21 protein-coding genes and 1 riboswitch are annotated in these 17,568 nt (G+C 73.0%); of the genes, 10 read left to right on the forward strand and 11 right to left on the reverse strand.

Going from position 1 to position 17,568, the window contains the following annotated elements; translation table 11 throughout:
• Positions 1-210: 210 nt before the first annotated feature.
• A complete protein-coding gene (locus tag DLJ47_RS09795) occupies positions 211-861 on the forward strand; it encodes a C39 family peptidase (RefSeq protein WP_109899754.1) in 651 nt (216 codons plus the stop codon).
• 149 nt (positions 862-1,010) lie between these two features.
• Here DLJ47_RS09795 and dusB read toward each other — a convergent pair whose 3' ends face one another.
• From dusB to DLJ47_RS09830, 7 genes are all read right to left on the reverse strand, one after another.
• A complete protein-coding gene (dusB, locus tag DLJ47_RS09800; protein ID WP_109899737.1) occupies positions 1,011-2,183 on the reverse strand; it encodes a tRNA dihydrouridine synthase DusB in 1,173 nt (390 codons plus the stop codon).
• 101 nt (positions 2,184-2,284) lie between these two features.
• Positions 2,285-3,130: a hypothetical protein gene (locus DLJ47_RS09805; RefSeq protein ID WP_146228061.1), complete on the reverse strand. Its 846-nt coding sequence runs from the start codon at positions 3,128-3,130 to the stop codon at positions 2,285-2,287.
• Positions 3,123-4,055 (reverse strand): hypothetical protein, encoded by a 933-nt coding sequence (locus DLJ47_RS09810; protein WP_109899739.1) that lies wholly within the window; start codon positions 4,053-4,055, stop codon positions 3,123-3,125. The genes DLJ47_RS09805 and DLJ47_RS09810 overlap by 8 nt, the downstream gene beginning before the upstream one ends.
• A gap of 77 nt (positions 4,056-4,132) precedes the next feature.
• The gene (locus DLJ47_RS09815) at positions 4,133-4,966 is read right to left on the reverse strand and encodes a hypothetical protein (RefSeq protein WP_109899740.1); all 834 of its coding nucleotides are present in this window, start codon (positions 4,964-4,966) and stop codon (positions 4,133-4,135) included.
• Positions 4,967-5,156: 190 nt separating this feature from the next.
• Positions 5,157-6,536 carry a glycine--tRNA ligase gene (locus DLJ47_RS09820; protein ID WP_109899741.1) on the reverse strand — a complete coding sequence of 460 codons (1,380 nt, stop codon included), beginning with the start codon at positions 6,534-6,536 and terminating at the stop codon, positions 5,157-5,159.
• A gap of 114 nt (positions 6,537-6,650) precedes the next feature.
• The gene (locus DLJ47_RS09825; protein ID WP_233257746.1) at positions 6,651-7,226 is read right to left on the reverse strand and encodes a hypothetical protein; all 576 of its coding nucleotides are present in this window, start codon (positions 7,224-7,226) and stop codon (positions 6,651-6,653) included.
• 24 nt (positions 7,227-7,250) lie between these two features.
• A complete protein-coding gene (locus tag DLJ47_RS09830) occupies positions 7,251-7,592 on the reverse strand; it encodes an antibiotic biosynthesis monooxygenase family protein (protein ID WP_109899743.1) in 342 nt (113 codons plus the stop codon).
• 27 nt (positions 7,593-7,619) lie between these two features.
• Between DLJ47_RS09830 and DLJ47_RS09835 the strand changes: the two genes are divergently transcribed.
• The 8 genes from DLJ47_RS09835 (at position 7,620) to DLJ47_RS36240 (ending at position 12,090) form a co-directional block, all read left to right on the forward strand.
• Entirely contained in the window at positions 7,620-7,877 is a 258-nt protein-coding gene (locus DLJ47_RS09835) for a hypothetical protein (protein WP_109899744.1), read from the forward strand.
• 54 nt (positions 7,878-7,931) lie between these two features.
• Positions 7,932-8,882: a metal ABC transporter substrate-binding protein gene (locus DLJ47_RS09840; protein WP_109899745.1), complete on the forward strand. Its 951-nt coding sequence runs from the start codon at positions 7,932-7,934 to the stop codon at positions 8,880-8,882.
• On the forward strand, positions 8,879-9,640 hold the full coding sequence (locus DLJ47_RS09845; protein ID WP_109899746.1) for a metal ABC transporter ATP-binding protein: 762 nt from the start codon (positions 8,879-8,881) through the stop codon (positions 9,638-9,640). Before DLJ47_RS09840 ends, DLJ47_RS09845 begins: the two co-directional genes overlap by 4 nt.
• A gap of 2 nt (positions 9,641-9,642) precedes the next feature.
• Positions 9,643-10,509 (forward strand): metal ABC transporter permease, encoded by an 867-nt coding sequence (locus DLJ47_RS09850; RefSeq protein ID WP_109899747.1) that lies wholly within the window; start codon positions 9,643-9,645, stop codon positions 10,507-10,509.
• Between the two features lie 43 nt (positions 10,510-10,552).
• Entirely contained in the window at positions 10,553-10,852 is a 300-nt protein-coding gene (locus DLJ47_RS09855; RefSeq protein ID WP_088992447.1) for an ArsR/SmtB family transcription factor, read from the forward strand.
• Entirely contained in the window at positions 10,849-11,244 is a 396-nt protein-coding gene (locus tag DLJ47_RS09860; RefSeq protein WP_199235770.1) for a Fur family transcriptional regulator, read from the forward strand. The genes DLJ47_RS09855 and DLJ47_RS09860 overlap by 4 nt, the downstream gene beginning before the upstream one ends.
• A 63-nt stretch (positions 11,245-11,307) precedes the next feature.
• Positions 11,308-11,913, forward strand: a complete 606-nt coding sequence (locus tag DLJ47_RS09865; RefSeq protein ID WP_109899755.1) for a hypothetical protein — start codon at positions 11,308-11,310, stop codon at positions 11,911-11,913.
• A gap of 9 nt (positions 11,914-11,922) precedes the next feature.
• A complete protein-coding gene (locus DLJ47_RS36240) occupies positions 11,923-12,090 on the forward strand; it encodes a hypothetical protein (protein WP_199235771.1) in 168 nt (55 codons plus the stop codon).
• A 194-nt stretch (positions 12,091-12,284) separates the two neighbouring features.
• On the opposite strand, the gene DLJ47_RS09870 is transcribed toward DLJ47_RS36240, so the two are convergent.
• The 4 genes from DLJ47_RS09870 to DLJ47_RS09885 form a co-directional block, all read right to left on the reverse strand.
• A complete protein-coding gene (locus tag DLJ47_RS09870) occupies positions 12,285-14,306 on the reverse strand; it encodes an acyl-CoA dehydrogenase family protein (RefSeq protein WP_109899749.1) in 2,022 nt (673 codons plus the stop codon).
• Positions 14,307-14,442: 136 nt separating this feature from the next.
• Positions 14,443-14,946, reverse strand: coding sequence for a DUF6328 family protein (locus tag DLJ47_RS09875; protein ID WP_109899750.1), 504 nt, complete (start codon positions 14,944-14,946; stop codon positions 14,443-14,445).
• A gap of 148 nt (positions 14,947-15,094) precedes the next feature.
• Complete coding sequence (locus tag DLJ47_RS09880; protein WP_109899751.1) at positions 15,095-15,844, reverse strand: sugar isomerase domain-containing protein; 750 nt, start codon at positions 15,842-15,844, stop codon at positions 15,095-15,097.
• A 40-nt stretch (positions 15,845-15,884) separates the two neighbouring features.
• Positions 15,885-16,718, reverse strand: a complete 834-nt coding sequence (locus tag DLJ47_RS09885; RefSeq protein ID WP_109899752.1) for an alpha/beta fold hydrolase — start codon at positions 16,716-16,718, stop codon at positions 15,885-15,887.
• 78 nt (positions 16,719-16,796) lie between these two features.
• Positions 16,797-16,902, forward strand: a riboswitch (TPP riboswitch).
• A 71-nt stretch (positions 16,903-16,973) separates the two neighbouring features.
• Here DLJ47_RS09885 and DLJ47_RS09890 point away from each other — a divergent pair.
• Positions 16,974-17,567 carry an ECF transporter S component gene (locus DLJ47_RS09890; RefSeq protein ID WP_109899753.1) on the forward strand — a complete coding sequence of 198 codons (594 nt, stop codon included), beginning with the start codon at positions 16,974-16,976 and terminating at the stop codon, positions 17,565-17,567.
• The last annotated feature ends 1 nt before the right edge of the window (position 17,568 follow it).

Here is a 17,568-nt window from a genome sequence, read left to right on the forward strand (position 1 = left end):
GGCCGGGGTCGTTGAACATGACATACCCGCGCCACACCCCGGTGCTACCCCCGGAATGAGGGGCCGGCCCGGATGGTTACACCCCCGGGCGCCCGAGCAGCCACCACCGCCGGAGCGACGAACCCCTCCCGCGCGACCTTTCCTTGACCGCGGGCCACCGCACCCCCTGGTGCGTGCCGCGTCCCCCGATCGAAAGGGCTTGTGATCATCATGCGTACCGAGATGCTGCGTAAGACCGCTCTGACCGCTGCTGGCCTCGCCTTCGCGGGCGGCGCCATCGCCGGCCCGATCACCGCCGCCTACGCCATCGCCGAGCAGCAGCCCTCGACGTCGGTGACCGCCGACCGCAAGCACGGCGAGCGGGAACTGGGCGTGCGCTACGAGGCCCAGCCGAACTTCTACTACTGCGGTCCCGCCGCTGCCCGCAACGCGCTGAGCGTGCAGGGCAAGGAGATCGACATGGACGCCGTGGCCGAGGAGATGGGCACCACCGAGGCCGGCACCGACTCCATCAACGACATCACCCCGGTGCTGAACAAGGAGACCGGTAAGGACGTCTACCGCAGCGTCGAGATCCCCGGCAGCCTGGCCGACGAGAAGCAGACCGACAAGCTGCGCGCCGACATCGTCGAGGCCGTCGACGAGGGCCGCGCCGTGGTCGCCAACATCGCCGGCACCGCCACCGACATCGACGGCGGCGTGCACTCCTTCGAGGGCGGGCACTACATCAGCGTCGTCGGGTACCGCGACGGCGGCGAGACGGTGAAGATCGCCGACTCGGCCAACCCGGACACCGCCTCCTACTGGATCACCACCGAAGCGCTGGCCGACTGGATCGCCACCCGCGGCTATGCCGCCTGACCAACCGACCAACGATCGAAGGGCCGCCCCCACCCGGGGGCGGCCCTTCGTCGTATCCGAGGGCCGGGCGCAGGAGCCCGCGCCCAACGCGCGGGAAGGCCGAGCCCAGCTGCGCGGGAAGGCGACCCCAGCGCGCGGAGCGCGTCGGCTCAGCCGCCAGAGTCGTCCAGCTCGGCGCCCTCGGGGACGGTGTCGTCGTCCCGGCTGGCCAGCCAGCCGTCCGGCAGGAAGACCTTGCCGGGCGAGTTGGTCCGGCCGCGTGGCTGGCCCAGCGTGGCGATCGGGAACGGTTCCGTCGGCTCCAGCTTGCCGAGCAGGTCGTCGAGCTGGGCCAGGCTGTCGATCATCGCGAGTTCGCGGCGCAGCTCGCTGCCGACCGGGAAGCCCTTGAGGTACCAGGCGACGTGCTTGCGGAAGTCGGTGCAGCCGTCCCGCTCGCCCCGCGCCGGCGTACGCGCCCCGGCGCTGAACTGGTCGACCAGCAGCTCGGCGTGCCGGCGCATGGTCGCGGCGACCTCGCCGAGGGTGGGCAGCCGCCGCTCCGGCCGGCCGTCGAACGCGGCCTCCAGGTCGGCGAAGAGCCACGGCCGGCCCAGGCAGCCCCGGCCGATCACCACCCCGTCCACGTCGGTGTGCGCCACCATCCGCAGCGCGTCGTCGGCCTCCCAGATGTCGCCGTTGCCGAGCACCGGCACGTCCAGCGCCTGCTTCAAGGTGGCGATGGCGTCCCAGTCGGCGGTGCCCGAGTAGCGCTGCGCGGCCGTACGCCCGTGCAGTGCCACCGCGGCCACGCCGGCCTCCTGGGCGGCGAGCCCCGCCTCGACGTACGTCAGGTGGTCGTCGTCGATGCCCTTGCGCATCTTGACAGTGACCGGCACCCCGGCGGGTGAGGCGGCGTCCACCGCGGCCCGCACCAGCCGGGCGAAGAGCCGGCGCCGCCAGGGCAGCGCCGCACCCCCGCCCTTGCGGGTGACCTTCGGTACCGGGCAGCCGAAGTTCAGGTCGATGTGGTCGGCGAGGTCCTTCTCGACCACGATCCGCACCGCGGCGGCGGTGGTCTCCGGGTCGGTGCCGTAGAGCTGGAGGCTGCGCGGCTGCTCGTCGGCGCCGAACGCGATCATCCGCAGCGTCTTCGGGTTCCGCTCCACCAGCGCGACGGTGGTGATCATCTCGCAGACGTAGATGCCGCCACCCTGCTCCCGGCAGAGCTGACGGAAGCCGACATTCGTGATGCCGGCCATCGGGGCGAGCACCACCGGCGGCCACACCTGGTGCCGCCCGAGGGTGAGCGGGCGGAGTGCGGGAACGGCGGGACTGGTCACGTACCCAAGAATCCCACGCCGCCCGGGGGCGGCCCGGCGCCGGTGGCCGGTCGCCGCCGCGATGGTGAGCGAACTCGCACCGCGGCGGCGACCGCCGCCGGTCAGCTGGCCGGGTTGGCCAGGATCAGTCCGGAGACGTCCACGATCACCGACGTGGTGCTGTCGGTGTAGATCGTGAACGTGTACGGCCGGTTGCTGTAGGTCCCCACCTGCACCTCGACCAGGTTGGAGAGGATCTGGTTCGGCCCCCACCAGTTCAGCGACGAGGTACCCGGCCGGGGCAGCTGGGCGCTGTACGCGGTCAGGAAGCCGGCCGCGACAGTCCCGGCCACCGTGATGTTCACGTACGCCGCCTGCGCCTGGCCCGGAGTGACGTCGGGCAGCCCGCTGATCGTCAACTGGATGGCGGTCTTGGCCTTCAGCCGGCCGCTGCTGTCGACGTTGGCCCGCCCACCGACGATGAACTTGTCGTAGGTGGTGGAGGTCGGCACCGAGCGGGTGTCCAGGATCCGGGTGGGCGGGATCGCCACCGTCCGGTTCGCCCACCGGGAGGTGTTCACGTACGCCTTGGTGTTGCTCCGACCACCGATGACCAGGTTCCCCTCGGTGGTGACCGCGAGGGAGCCGGTGGGCATCTCCGCCGGGAGCAGGTTGTCCGGCTCGGGCGAGAAGCGCAGCGGCGCCTGGCCGGGCGCACCGCGCAGGGCCAGCGTGGGGTTCGCCGACGAGCCGCCCAGCAGCACCGTCTCCGAGCTCTGGGCGTTGTTCAGGGCGCCCAGGACCACCGGGTCCCCCGGGTCGGCGCTCGCCGGCGCGGCGGCGGCCACCGCGCCGACGCCCGCGCCGGCACCAGCGACCACGCCGGCCTTGATGATCCGACGCCGGCTGGTCGACGGCTGCTCGTCGGCGCTCATGCTGCTGCTCTCCTCGGTTCCGTGGTCACTCACCGGTCCGCACCTCCCGGTCGCCGCGCTCGGCCAGCGCCTTGATCTGGCGGGCCCGCACCTCGGCAGTGCCGGACTCCGCGGCCAGCGACGTGCGGGCGGTCGTCTTGGGGCTGTTGATGACGGCGGAGTCGGGGTGGAAGACCAGCAGCCCGGTCACGTCGAGGATCAGCGCGGTGGCGCTCGCCTTCGGCACGTAGATGCCGACCACGTCCGGGTAGTACTCACCGTTGGCCGTCTCGTACGCGCCGAGCTGGGTGATCACGCCGTTGGAGAGCAACTGCCCGGCGCTCCACCAGTTGATGGTGGAGGCGTTCGGCCGGTCGCCCCGGCCGTAGACGGTGACGAAGCCGGCCTTCTCGGTCTTGGCGACGGTGATGTTGCCCAGCATCCCGTCGGCGTACTCGGCGATGCCCTGCAGGTGCACCACCAGGAAGCTGTCGGCGACCGCCCGGCCCTGCGAGTCGATCCGGCCCGCGCCCTCGACCAGCCGGGTCCGCCCCTCGGCGCTGCGGGTGTCCAGGATCCGGGTCGGCGGGATCGGCACCAGCATGGTGGAGTTGGCGGTGGTGTGCGCCTCGTACCGGACCGGCACGCCGGATTCGTGCACGCTGTACCCCAACCCGGCGCGGGTGGGGAAGATCGAGCCGTGCTCCGGACTGGTGACGTCCTGCCGCTTGAGGTGCAGCGGAGCGCCGGTGGAGTTCTTCAGGGCGAGCGTCGCGCCCGGCGCCGAGCTGAGGACGGTGGTGGTGCCGGCGGCCTCGTTGGGCAGGCCGATGGTGAGCGGGTCACCCGAGGCGGCGCTGGCCGGCGTGGCGTTCGCGGTGGTCACCGCGGTGGCCGCGACGGCGGCGCCACCGGCCACGGCGGCCTTGCGCAGCAGGCCACGCCGCGACGCGGTGCGGTCGGGTTCGGACGAAGTCATCTCATTCCCCCGTTGGCTGGGTTGGTCTACGGCTGGCGGTCCGGACGGCGGCGCGGGCACGCCGACCGTCCCGGCGGCTACGCGCCACCGCCGACCTGGCTCGGGTGACCGACGAGCAGGCTGGTCAGGTCGACGATCACGTGCGTCGGCGAGGTGGTCGCCTGGATCGTGATGACACTGCGGAAGGCCCCGCTGGCACCGAGCTCGGTGAAGAGGAAGTTGGACAGGATCGTGCCGGCGGTCGACCAGTTCAACGTCGACGTGGCGGGCCGCGGGCCGGCGCCCCACACGGTCAGCACGCCGGAGCCGGTCATCCCCACCACGGTGACGTTGCCCTTCATCGCGTAGCCGTCCCGGACGTAGGAGTCCAGGCTGACCACGATGGGCTTGCCGGGGGTCAGCCGGCCGGTGGAGTCCAGCGTGTCCGCGCCCGAGACGATCAGGCGGCGCAGGTCGGCGTTGCGGGTGTCGAGCACCCGGGTCGGCGGCACGGCCACCGACGTGGTGGCCCACTCGCTGGTGTAGGCCCAGCCGTTGGTGCCGTTGTCCCCGCTGTCGGCGCCCGCCCGGACGAACAGGTCGCCCATGTCGTCGACGGCGAGCGTGCCCACCTCGGAGTCGAGCACCTGGGGGTAGAGGCTCTCGCTGGGCACGAGCCGCAGCGGCGCCCCGCCGCTCGCCTGGAGGTCGAGCGCCTCCCCGGCGGTGGTGGTCACCGTGGTGGTGGCCGGGCCGGCGTCGTTCGTCGTACCCATGACGAGGTTGTCGCCCGGGGCGGCCTGGGCCGTGCCGGGCAGGCCGACCGCGGCGGCGACGCCCGCGCCGGCCGTGGTGGCGGCGACCGTGGCCGCCCGGCGCAGCAGCCGCCGGCGGTTCGGGTCGTGGTCGTGGTCCTGCGACGCGCGCGTCATGCACACCCCCGTGACGAGATTCAACGCCGGGAATGCTCGCACGAGATCATGGGCCGCTCAACCACCGGGTGACCGCTGACCTCGACCGATCAGGCGATTGATCCGGTTCGCCGGGAAAGTTCTCACGGATGGTGCGCAACGGCGGACGGCCCCGCCCCCGGGATCGGGGCGGGGCCGTCGCGGTCGGGGCTCAGCAGCCGGGCAGGCGTTCGATCAGGTAGCGCTCGACCTGGTCCAGCGAGATCCGCTCCTGGGCCATGGTGTCCCGGTTCCGCACGGTCACCGCGTTGTCGTCGAGGGTGTCGAAGTCGACGGTCACGCAGAACGGGGTGCCGATCTCGTCCTGCCGGCGGTATCGGCGGCCGATCGCCTGCGAGTCGTCGAACTCCACCACCCAGCGCTTGCGCAGCGTGGCGGCCAGCTCCTTGGCCTTCGGCGAGAGCGCCTCGTTGCGCGACAGCGGCAGCACCGCCACCTTGACCGGGGCCAGCCGCGGGTCGAACCGCATCACGGTCCGCTTGTCCACGCCACCCTTGGTGTTCGGGGCCTCGTCCTCGTCGTACGCCTCCAGCAGGAAGGCCAGCACCGCCCGGGTGAGGCCGGCGGCCGGCTCGATGACGTACGGCACCCAGCGCTCGCCCTTGGTCTGGTCGAAGTAGGACAGGTCGACGCCGGAGTGCTTGCTGTGCGTGGAGAGGTCGAAGTCGGTGCGGTTGGCGATGCCCTCCAGCTCGGCGAACTCGGTGCCGCCGAACTGGAAGCGGTACTCGATGTCCACCGTCCGCTTCGAGTAGTGCGAGAGCTTCTCCTTCGGGTGCTCGTAGAAGCGCAGGTTGCTCTCCGACAGGCCGAGGTCGAGGTACCAGTTCCAGCGCTCCTGCAGCCAGTACTCGTGCCACTGCTCGTCGGTGCCCGGCTCGACGAAGAACTCCATCTCCATCTGCTCGAATTCCCGGGTGCGGAAGATGAAGTTGCCCGGGGTGATCTCGTTGCGGAACGACTTGCCGGTCTGCGCGATGCCGAACGGCGGCTTCTTGCGGGCCACCGTCTCGACGTTCTTGTAGTTGACGAAGATGCCCTGGGCGGTCTCCGGGCGCAGGTAGTGCAGCCCCTCGTCGCTCTCCACCGGGCCCAGGAAGGTCTTCATCAGACCGTTGAACATCTTCGGCTCGGTGAAGGTGCCCTTGTTGCCGCAGTTGGGGCAGTTCAGCTCGGCCAGCGAGGCCAGCGGCTTGCCGTGCTTCTCGGCGTACGCCTCCTCGAGGTGGTCGGCCCGGAACCGCTTGTGGCAGAACTGGCACTCGGTCAGCGGGTCGACGAAGGCGTCCAGGTGGCCGGAGGCGGCCCAGACGTCGCGGGCCAGGATCACCGCGGAGTCCAGGCCGACCACGTCGTCGCGCTGCTGGACCATGGTCTTCCACCACTGCCGGCGGACGTTCTCCTTGAGCTCGACGCCGAGCGGACCGTAGTCCCAGGCCGACCGGGTGCCTCCGTAGATCTCACTGGAGGGGAAGACGAAGCCCCGGCGCTTGGCGAGGCTGACGACGGCGTCGATACGGTCGGCTGGCATGTTTCCTCCTACGCCGGCTGGCGGTCGGCGGGGACGTGATGTGGACGGAACGAACAGTTCGGGACAACGGTACGGCCAGCAGGGTCCCGAGCCCAGCAGAATACCGGGGGCGGGTCAGTTGACCCCGCACACCTCCAGGCCACCGGTCTGCTGGTCCTGCCCGAGGATCACCTGTTGGCGTTCCTGCCGGCCGCCGGTGAAGGTCACGTCGACCGGCACGGTCAGGTCGGTGGTGTCGACCTCGCCGACCCGGTACGCGGCGACCTGCGGCTCGGCGGCCACCCGCCGCTCGAATTCCCGCCGCGACTCGCGCCGCTGCGCGTCGTCGCAGAGCTGGTCGTACGCCGCACCGAACTTCCGCTCCACCAGCGCCTGGTAGTAGTCCCCGGAGACGGTGCGGCCCTGCTCCTCGATCGCCTGCACCCCGCTGACCGCCAGCCCGACCACCGCCGCGCCGCCACCGCCGCAGCAGATCAGCACCGCCAGCGCCCCGGCGCCGAGGCCGAGCCAGAGCCGGGTGCGTCGCCCCTCGGTCGGCGGCGCCGCGAACGGCGGGGCCACCCCGGGCCCCTGCGGCGGCGTGGGCGCGCCCGGCTCCGCCGGCGGCCCGGGCACCGAAGGCGGCTGAGCACCCTGGTGGCCGGGCAGCTGGGGGTACGGCGAGGGGGCTGCCGGTCCGGGAGCGGTCATAGGAGCAGGGTAGTGCCCGCGGGCTCAGCGGTAAGGACCAGCGGCCCGATCGCTCGCCGCGACCACCACCTCGCCACCGGGGGCGGCGGTGGCCAGCGCCTCGTACGCGGACGGCTCGTCCAGGCTCTCGGCGAGCAGCGGGACGGCGGTGACCTTGACGTCGAAGCCGCCCAGGGCGCGCCGGTAGGTGCCCACCGACTCCCACTCGGTGACCAGGCACCAGTGCCGGGGGTCGTCCAGCGCCCGGACCAACTGGCCGCGCAGGTAGCCGGGTCGGGCGGCGAGGGCCGCGAGGGCGGCGTGCGCCCGCTCGGTGAACGCCTCCGCGACATCGACCTCGACCACGAACCGGTTGGTCACCAGCACCGGCCACCTCCTCGTAGAGTCTGTGGGATGCAGCGTACGCAGAGCTCCCTGCCGGGTCGGCTGGCCCGGGCGAACCCGACGACGGTGTTCCTGGTCACGCTGGTGCTGGTGCTGGTGGCCTTCTTCACCCCGGGGGTGGCGGGCGGGCTGCTCACCCTGCTGCTGGCCGCCGGGATGGCCGCGCTGCTGGTCACCACCTGGCCGGTGCAGACCCCGCAGACCCGGGTGATCCGGCTGCTGGTGCTCACCCTGCTGATCACCGCCGGGCTGGTGAAGCTGCTCTGACATGCAATCATGCGTTTTTGACAATCATTATCGTTCGCGCGGACAGTTGACGTCATGAACTTCCGCACCGCTCCGCGCGCCCTGGCCGCAGCCACCGCCGCCCTGCTCGCCCTCGGCGGCGTGGCCGCCTGCTCCGATGACGGCGCGGCCGGCGCCGACCCGCAGCGGGTCGACGTGGTGGCCGCCTTCTACCCGTTGCAGTTCGTCGCCGAGCGGGTGGGCGGCGACGCGGCCGCGGTCAGCAACCTGGTCAAACCGGGCGCCGAGCCGCACGACCTGGAACTCAACCCGCGCCAGGTGGGCCAGGTCACCGAGGCGGAGCTGGTGGTCTACCTCAAGGGCTTCCAGCCGGCGGTGGACGAGGCCGTCGCGCAGAACGCCGCCGACCGGTCCTTCGACGTGGCCACGGTGCAGCCGCTGCTGGACGCCAGCGCCGGCGGGCACGCGCACGAGGGCGAGGAGGCCGGGCACGCCGACGAGGCCGGTGGCAAGGACCCGCACCTGTGGCTCGACCCGACCCGGCTGGCCGCCGTCGCCGACCGGCTCGCCGAGCGGTTCGGCCAGGCCGACCCGGACCGGGCCGCCGACTACACCGCCCGGGCCGCGACGCTCCGCACCGACCTGGCCAAGCTGGACGCCGAGTACACCGAGGGGCTGAAGACCTGCCAGCGCCGGGAGATCGTGGTCAGCCACACCGCCTTCGGCTACCTGGCCGAGCGCTACAAGCTGGAGCAGATCGGCCTCACCGGGCTCAGCCCGGAGGTCGAGCCCGCCCCGCAGCGGCTGGCCGAGGTGGCCGAGGAGGCCCGCGAGCACGGCGCCACCACCATCTTCTTCGAGACGCTGGTCAGCCCGAAGGTGGCCGAGACGATCGCCGCCGAGGTCGGCGCCCGCACCGCCGTGCTGGACCCGCTGGAAGGCCTGTCCGCCGACAACGGCGGGGACTACCTTTCGGTGATGCGTACCAACCTGGAGACCCTTCGGACGGCGTTGAGCTGCTCGTGAGCGCACCTGTCATCACCGTCACGCACGGGGTGGTCGGCTACGACGGCCGCCCCGTGCTGCGGGACGTCTCGCTGACCGTGACCGCCGGCGAGGTGGTCGCCGTGCTCGGCGCCAACGGCTCCGGCAAGTCCACGCTGATCCGCGCCGTGCTCGGGCTGGTCCCGCTCAGCGCCGGATCGGTCACCCTCTTCGACCGACCGCTGCGGCGGTTCCGGCAGTGGCACCGGATCGGGTACGTCCCGCAGCGCCTCGGCGCCGGCGGCGGCGTACCGGCCACGGTGCGCGAGGTGGTGGCCTCCGGCCGGCTCGCCCGGCGCGGGGTGCTCCGCCCGCCGGGCGCGGCCGACCGGGCCGCCGTCGACGCGGCGCTGGCCGCCGTCGGGCTCGCCGACCGGGCCAGGGACCCGGTCGCCACCCTCTCCGGCGGGCAGCAGCAGCGCACCCTCATCGCCCGGGCGCTGGCCGGCCGGCCCGAGCTGCTGGTGCTCGACGAGCCCACCGCCGGGGTGGACGCGCACAGCCAGGAGGCGTTCGCCGGGGCGCTGCGCGACTTCGTCGCCGGCGGCGGGACGGTGCTGCTGGTGGCGCACGAACTCGGGCCGCTGCGCCCGTTGATCAGCCGCGCGGTGGTCGTGCACGAGGGCGGCATCTGTCACGACGGGGCGGTGCCCGAGCCGGCCGGCCACCACGCCGAGCCCGACCACGACCACGTGCACCCGCACGGTCCCGACGAGCCCGCCGGGCTCTGGAGCAGCTGACCATGGAACTCTTCCAGTACCCCTACATGCAGCGTGCCCTGATCGGCGCGCTGGTCATCGGGCTGGCCGCCCCGGCGCTCGGCATCTACCTGGTGCAGCGCCGGCTGGCGCTGATCGGCGACGGGGTGGGTCACGTGGCGCTCACCGGCGTCGGCGCCGGTCTGCTGCTCAACCGTTCCCCGGTGCTCGTCGCGGTGATCGCGGCGACCATCGGCGCGATCACCATCGAGGTCGTCCGCTCCCGCGGCCGCACCTCCGGCGACCTGGCCCTGGCGCTGCTCTTCTACGGCGGGATCGCCGGCGGCGTGATGCTGGTCGGCCTCTCGGACAGCACCAGCGCCAACCTCAACGCCTACCTGTTCGGGTCGCTGACCACCATCTCCCCCGCCGACCTGACCACCATCGCCGTGCTGGGGGTGGCGATCCTGGTCACCATGCTGGCGCTGCGCCCGGCGCTCTTCGCGGTCAGCCACGACGAGGAGTACGCCCGGGTCTCCGGCCTGCCCGTCCGCACCCTCAACCTGCTCATCGCGGTCACCACCGCGGTGACCGTGACCATCGCCATGCGGGCGGTCGGCGTACTGCTGATCAGCGCGCTGATGGTGGTGCCGGTGGCCACGGCGCAGCAGGTCACCAAGGGCTTCCGCAGCACCATGACGGCGGCGATGGCGCTCGGCCTGTTCGCCGCCGGCGCGGGCGTCTGGGTGGCGGCCACCGCCGACACCGCCCCCGGCGCCTCGGTGGTGCTGCTGGCGATCGCCTCGTTCGCCGTGGTCGCCGTGGTCGGGGCCGCCTGGCGCGCGCTGCGCCGGCGGAGCACCCCGGCGCCCGAGCCGGCGCCCGAACCGCACGAGGTGGTGCTCCACTGAGCCGGTGCAGCGCCGGGTCGGCGGGATTGGTTACCGTTATCCGGTGAGCAGCGGGTCAGGCTATGACGCCTACGAGGGCGCGAGTGAGCTGCTGCGCGCCCTGTCGGCGCCGATCCGGCTGGCGATCGTCAGCGAGCTGGCCGCGGGTGAGCGCTGCGTGCACGAGCTGGTGGAGAAGCTCGGTGTCGCGCAGCCGCTGGTCTCCCAGCACCTGCGGGTGCTGCGCGGCGCCGGCGTGGTGCGCGGCTCCCGGCGCGGCCGGGAGATCGCGTACACGCTGGTCGACGAGCATGTGGCGCACATCGTGGCGGATGCGGTCAGCCATGCCGGGGAGGGATCATGAGCAGCGGCGCGGCGGTGCGCAACACCCGCCAACGCTCCGCGGTCAGCGCCCTGCTGGCCGAGGTGGAGGGCTTCCACAGCGCACAGGACCTGCACGCCATGCTGCGCCAGCGCGGCGAGCGGGTCGGGCTGACCACTGTCTACCGCACCTTGCAGGGGCTGGCCGACGCGGGCGAGATCGACGTGATGCGGCCGCCCGGCGGCGAGCACCTCTACCGTCGGTGCAGCGAGGGGCACCACCACCACCTGGTCTGCCGGGCCTGCGGCCGGACGGTCGAGGTGGCCGGCCCGGCGGTGGAGACCTGGGCCGAGCGGGTGGCCGCCCAGCACGGCTACGCCGACGTCAGCCACACCCTGGAGATCTTCGGCACCTGCCCGGCCTGCGCCGGCTGAGCCGACTCCGGGCCGGCCCTCGGCGGGATGCCGCCGCGAGCCGGCCGTGGCACGCTGTCCGGCGTGAAGATCTACGCTGATCGTTTCCCCATCGCCGTCCGTCAGCTGATCACCGACCTGCTCGTCGTCGCCTGGGTGTACGCCGCGCTGCGCGGCGCGCTTTGGCTGCACGACCTGGTGCAGAAGCTCGCCGTACCCGGGCAGAAGTTGGAGGGGGCCGGCGGCGGACTGGCCGACAACCTGGCCGAGGCGGGCGGCAAGGTCGGCCGGGTGCCGTTGGTCGGCGACGAACTGACCGCGCCGTTCGAGCGGGCCGCCGGCGCCGCCCGGTCGCTGGCCGAGGCCGGCCGGGACCAGCAGGAGCTGGTCGACCAGTTGGCCCTGGCCCTCGCCGTCGCGGTACTGGTGTTCCCGCTCGCCCTGGTGCTCTTCGGCTGGCTGCCGCTGCGGGTGCGTTGGATGCGCCGCGCCGGGTCCGCCGCGAAGCTGGCCGCCGCACCCGCCGGCCGGGACCTGCTGGCCCTGCGCGCGCTGGCCACCCAACCGCTGGGTCGGCTGACCCGGATCGCACCGGACGTGGCCGAGGCGTGGCGGCGCGGCGACGACGCCACGGTCGATGCGCTGGCCGCACTGGAGCTGCGCCAACTCGGCCTGCGCGGGGGCCGCTAAGGTCGTCGGGTGTTCTACTTCCTGGTCGTCATCGCCGTCCTGCTGCTCGCGTACGCCGCCGTCCTGGTCAACTTCGTCCGCAAGGGTCGCAAGATCCCACCGGCGGCGTACCTGGGTCTGGCCGTGCTGAACGGGCTGATCCTCGCGGCGATCCTGGCCTGGGCCATCGCCCGCTGACCCTGGTCCCCGACCGCGCCCCCGGTCACGCCACCCGGCCTGACCCGGCCACCGACTCCGGCTCCCGGCCGCCGACCTGCCGCCCGCCCGCGCCTCCCGGCCCTCGGTCCCCAGCCCTCGGTCCCCGGCCCTCGGTCCCAGGCGGCAGCGACCAGCGGACCCCCGGCGGGCCGGGGCGGCGCGGTCAGGCGGCCTCAGCGCGGTGGCGGGATGCGGCGGCGGACGTCGGTGGCGGTGGACGGTCCGGGCGACCAGCGGGCCACCCAGGGCAGGTCGTCGGCCGGGGTGATGACGCCGGACTCCAGGTCGGCGTAGCGGCCGTCGAGGATCCGCTTCGCCGCGGCGACGTCGACCGAGTCGGTGTTGTCCCACAGCGCGGTGAAGAGCGCGTCGACGCGGACCCGGGCCTGCCGGCAGAACAGGTCCGCCAGCTCCACGTTCTCCGGCCGGGCGTCCCGCTCGGCGTACGCCCGGACGCAGACCGCGGACATCGCGAACAGTTCGGCGCCGATGTCCACCACCCGGCCGAGGAACGCCTGCTTGCGCTCCATCTTGCCCTGCCAGCGGGACATCGCGTAGAACGTCGAGCGGGCCAGCTTGCGGGAGTAGCGCTCGACCTGCCGCAGGTGCTTGGCGAGCGGCCCGAACTCGGCGTACGCCCCGGGGGTCTGGCCCCGGCCGACGGCGAGGGTGGGCAGCCACTTCGCGTAGAAGACCCCGGCCCGCGCGCCCGCCCGCGCCTTGCGGCCGAGCCCGGCGTCCGGGTCGATGATGTCCCCGGCGACGGAGAGGTGCGCGTCGACCGCCTCCCGCGCGATCAGCAGGTGCATGATCTCGGTGGAACCCTCGAAGATCCGGTTGATCCGCAGGTCACGCAGCAGTTGCTCGACCGCGGCCGGTCGCTCGCCCCGGGCCGCCAGCGACTCGGCCGTCTCGTAGCCGCGCCCACCCCGGATCTGGATCAGGTCGTCGGCGATCCGCCAGGCCATCTCGCTGGCGTAGAGCTTGACCAGCGCCGCCTCGATCCGGATGTCGTTGCGGTCGTCGTCGGCCAGCAGGCAGCACAGGTCCAGCATGGTCTCCATGCCGTAGGTGGTGGCGGCCATGAAGGAGAGCTTCTGGGCGACCGCCTCGTGCTCGCCGACCGGCCGGCCCCACTGCACCCGCTCGGCGGCCCAGCCCCGGGCCACGTGCAGCGCCCACTTGCCGGCACCCACGCACATCGCGGGCAGCGACAGCCGACCGGTGTTCAGGGTGGTCAGGGCGATCTTCAACCCCTTGCCCTCGCCGCCGATCACGTTCTCCTTCGGCACGAAGACGTCGTGGAACCGGGTGACGCTGTTCTCCAGGCCGCGCAGACCGAGGAAGGCGTTGCGCCGTTCGATGGTGATGCCCTCGGCGTCCCCCTCGACCACGAAGGCGGTGATGCCGCCGCGCCGCCCCTCGGCCGCCGGCACCCGGGCCATCACCACGAGCAGGGTGGCGACCGTGCCGTTGGTGGCCCACAGCTTCACGCCGTTGAGCCGGTAGCCGGTGCCGTCCTCGGTGGGCTCGGCGGTGGTGGCCAGCCGGGCCGGGTCGGAGCCGACATCCGGCTCGGTGAGCAGGAACGCGGAGACCTCGCCGGCGGCGAGCCGAGGCAGGAAGCGCTGCTTCTGCTCGGCGGTGCCGAACATCTTCAGCGGCTGCGGCACCCCGATGGACTGGTGCGCCGAGAGCAGCGCCCCGATCGCCGGGCTCACCGAGCCGGCCAGCATCAGCGCCCGGCAGTAGTGCAGGTTGCTCAGCCCCAACCCGCCGTACGACCGGTCGATCTTCATGCCGAAGGCGCCCAGCCGGGCCAGCCCGTGGAAGACGTCGTCCGGGATGGACGCGTCGCGCTCGATCGCGGCGCCGTCCACCTCGGTGGTGAGGAACTCGCGGAGCTGGCCGAGGAACTCGTCGGCCCGCGCGTCGTCCGCCGGATCCGAGCGGGGCCAGGGGTTGATCAGATCCAGCCGGAACCGGCCGAGGAAGAGTTCCTTGCCGAAGCTGGGACGGTCCCAGGTGGACTCCCGGGCGGCCTCGGCGACCTGGCGGGCCTCCTTTTCGGAGACCTGGCCCGCCTCGGTCGGCAGCGGCCCGGCGACGCCGGGCGTGGTCACGCCGTCGGCGGGGGTGGGCTGGTCGGGGCCCGCGCCGTCGGGCGCGGATCGGCTGTTCTGCGTCGTGGTCACGGTTGCCCCCTCGAACCTCGGTCCGGCTGCGTCAACGTGCTCGACACACGCAACGCTACCCCCGGGTGTTACCCAGGGGTAGCGTTACGTAAAGATCGAGTTTTCTCGACGCGGCCCAGTGGCCGGGGTACGCGGCTCAGTCGCCGGGGATGCTCCGCGGGTCGTCGTCCTCGTCGTCGATGTCGTCCTCGCCCCAGTTGCGCCGGGCGAACGGCAGGATCACCCAGAAGGTGAGGAACCACAGCCCGGCGGCGCCGCTGAGCACCAGGGCGATGCTCCGGTCCAGCACGAAGTCGGTGATCAGCAGCACCGCGCTGACCATCGAGATCAGCATGAAGGCGAGGCCGGCGCTGGCCATCTTGTGGGCGAAGCGGACCAGCTCCGGCTTGCGCCCCTGACGGAACAGCGCCCGGTGGAACGCCACCGGCGAGATGATCATTGCGGTGGCGGCCGCCGCCGCCAGCAGCGCGACGATGTAGACGTCCTTCTGGAAGCCGCTGGTGCTGGTGAACCCGTTGCTGAACGGCAGGGTGAGCAGGAAGGCGAAGAGGATCTGCACACCGGTCTGGGCGACCCGCAACTCCTGGAGCAGGTCGGCGAAGTTGCGCTGCCAGCGCTGCCGCTCGGTTTCCTTCGACACGGGGGCCACCTCCGGTGAGACGCTACTGCCGGCGGGGGCCACCCGCCGGCAGCAACGCTGATGCCCCACCGCACGCGTCACGAAACCGGCTCACGACCGGGGCCGCGCGGCACCGGCCCCGGCGTCCGGTGGCCAGGAAATCCCCGGCTCAGGCCCCGCGCCGGATCCGGCCGGCGTACCGGGCCTCCAGTTCGTGGTTGTGCTCGTCGCCGCCGGCGATGTTGGCCGACAGGTAGACCGGCGGGCGCTCCCCCGCCGCCAGCAACCGGGCCACCACCTCGACAGTGATCTGCTGGGCCAGCAGCGCCGCGGTGATCGACGAGACCGCGCCGACCGCGCCGCCGCCGGGCAGCGGCAGGGTGGCGTCGCCGTACGGGGCGCCGTTGTCCAGCACCACGTCGGCGTAGTCGGCGAGCTTGCGACCGGACGGGTGCCGCGAGGTCATCCGGGCCGAGTGCTGCGCCGAGGTGATCGCCACCAGGGCGTGGCCCTTCTCCTTGACCAGGGACGCGAACTCCACCATCGCGCCGTTGACCCCGGAGTTGGAGGCCAGCACGAAGACGTCGCCGGGGCGGACCTGGGCGAGGTCGTAGAGCTTGTGCGCCACCGACGGGTCCCGCTCCAGGGTGGGGCCGAGCAGGTCGACCGGCTCGCCGCCGAGCAGCACCAGGTCGCGCAGGGCGATCCGGTTGGTCGGCACCAGGCCGCCGGCCCGGCCGGCGATCTCCATCGCCAGCGCCTCCGAGTGCCCGGTGCCGAAGGCGTGCACCACCCCGTCGGCGCGCACCGCGTCGGCGATCAGGTCGGCCGCCCGGCCGACCGCCTCGCGCTGGCTGGCGGCGACCCGGCCCATCGTCTCGGTCACCACGGCCAGGTAGTCCTCGGCACTCACCGTCATGCTTCCTCCGTCCATCATCGCCTGCACCTCGCGTCGGCCGTCAGGCCAGTCCGCGTACCCGGGCCAGGATCGCCTCGGCCAGCGGCGCCGGCGCCTCGTCCGGGATCCAGTGGCTCACCCCGGGCAGTTCCACGAAGCGGTAGTCCCCGCTCACCCGCTCGGCGCACGCCTCGGCGGCGGCCCGGCCGATCGCCACGTCCTGGTCGCTCCAGACGAACGTGGTCGGCACGGTCACCGGGCCGGTGGCGGCCAGCTCCGTCCGCGACGGCATCGCCCGGTACCAGTTCAGCGCGGCGGTCAGCGCGCCCGGCTCGCGCATCGGCTCGGCGTACGCCGCCACCCGGTCGGCGTCGCCGACCCCGGCGAGCATCCGACGCAGCGCCGTGGCGTTCAACCCCAGCAGCACCTTCTCGGCCTTGCCGGGCTGCCGGAACAGCACGATGTACGCCGAGCGCACCTTCTGCTGCGGGTCGTTGGCCAGCGCGTACGCCATGGCGGCCGGGTGTGGCACGGAGACCGCGGTCAGCGTGCGCACCCGCTGCGGGTGCCGGACGGCCAGCTCCCAGCCGACCAGCGCGCCCCAGTCGTGGCCGACCACGTGCGCGGTCGGCGCCCCGAGGGCGTCCAGCACGGCCAGCGCGTCGGCGACCAGTTCGTCCATCCGGTACGCCTCGACCGCCTCCGGCCGCGCGCCGGGCGAGTAGCCGCGCTGGTCCGGCGCGTACGTGCGCAGTCCGGCGGCGTGCAACGCCGGGACCACGTCGTCCCACTCCCCACGGTGCTGCGGGAAGCCGTGCAGCAGGAGCACGGGGTCGCCGCCCTCCGGGCCGCCGACGCGTACCTCGAACCGCAACCCTCGGGCGTCGATGCGCATGATCGGCAGCCTACCCAGGCCGGCGCGGGCGACTCGTCCCGGCGCTGCCGGCGGTGCTAGCGTCTGCCGGGACAACTTCACATCCGACAGGGGAGCGCACAGCGCTGAGAGTGCGGGCACCACCCGCAGACCCTCGAACCTGATCTGGGTAATGCCAGCGCAGGGAGTTCGGTCGACCTCCAGCCGCGCCGCCGTCCGGGGCACCGGGCGCGGCGTGCGTCTTCTCCTGGTTCGTAGTCAGGACTGGGAGCACTCATGAACCAACACCCCGCCACCAACCGGTGGCGCACCATCGACATCGTCGTGGCCGCGGTGATCGCGGTGGCCTTCGGCGTCATCTTCTGGGCCTGGGGTCTGCTCTGGCGGGCCGTCGACCCGGCGTTCGCGTTCTTCCCGGCCGGCCAGGCGGTCATGTACGGCGTCTGGCTGGTGCCGGCGGTGCTCGGCGGTCTGGTCATCCGCAAGCCCGGCGCGGCGCTGTTCTGCGAGGCGGTCGCGGCGACGATCTCCGCGCTGCTCGGCTCCGAGTGGGGCGGCATCACCATCGTCCAGGGCCTGATCCAGGGTCTCGGCGCCGAGCTGGCCTTCGCCGCCTTCCGGTACCGCTCGTTCCGGCTGCCGACCGCGCTGCTCGCCGGCGCGCTGACCGGCCTCGGCGCGGCGCTGTTCGACTTCTTCGTCTGGAACGTCGACTACGACCTGGGCAGCTACCGGATCCCGTACGCGCTGCTGACCGTGGTCAGCGCCACGATCATCGCCGGCGCCGGCGGCTGGTACCTGACCCGGGCCCTGGCCGGCACCGGCGCCCTGGACCGCTTCCCCGCCGCCCGCGACCGCACCCTGGTCTGAC

The sequence above is a fragment of the Micromonospora sp. S4605 genome, assembly GCF_003176715.1.
Taxonomy (GTDB): domain Bacteria; phylum Actinomycetota; class Actinomycetes; order Mycobacteriales; family Micromonosporaceae; genus Micromonospora; species Micromonospora echinaurantiaca.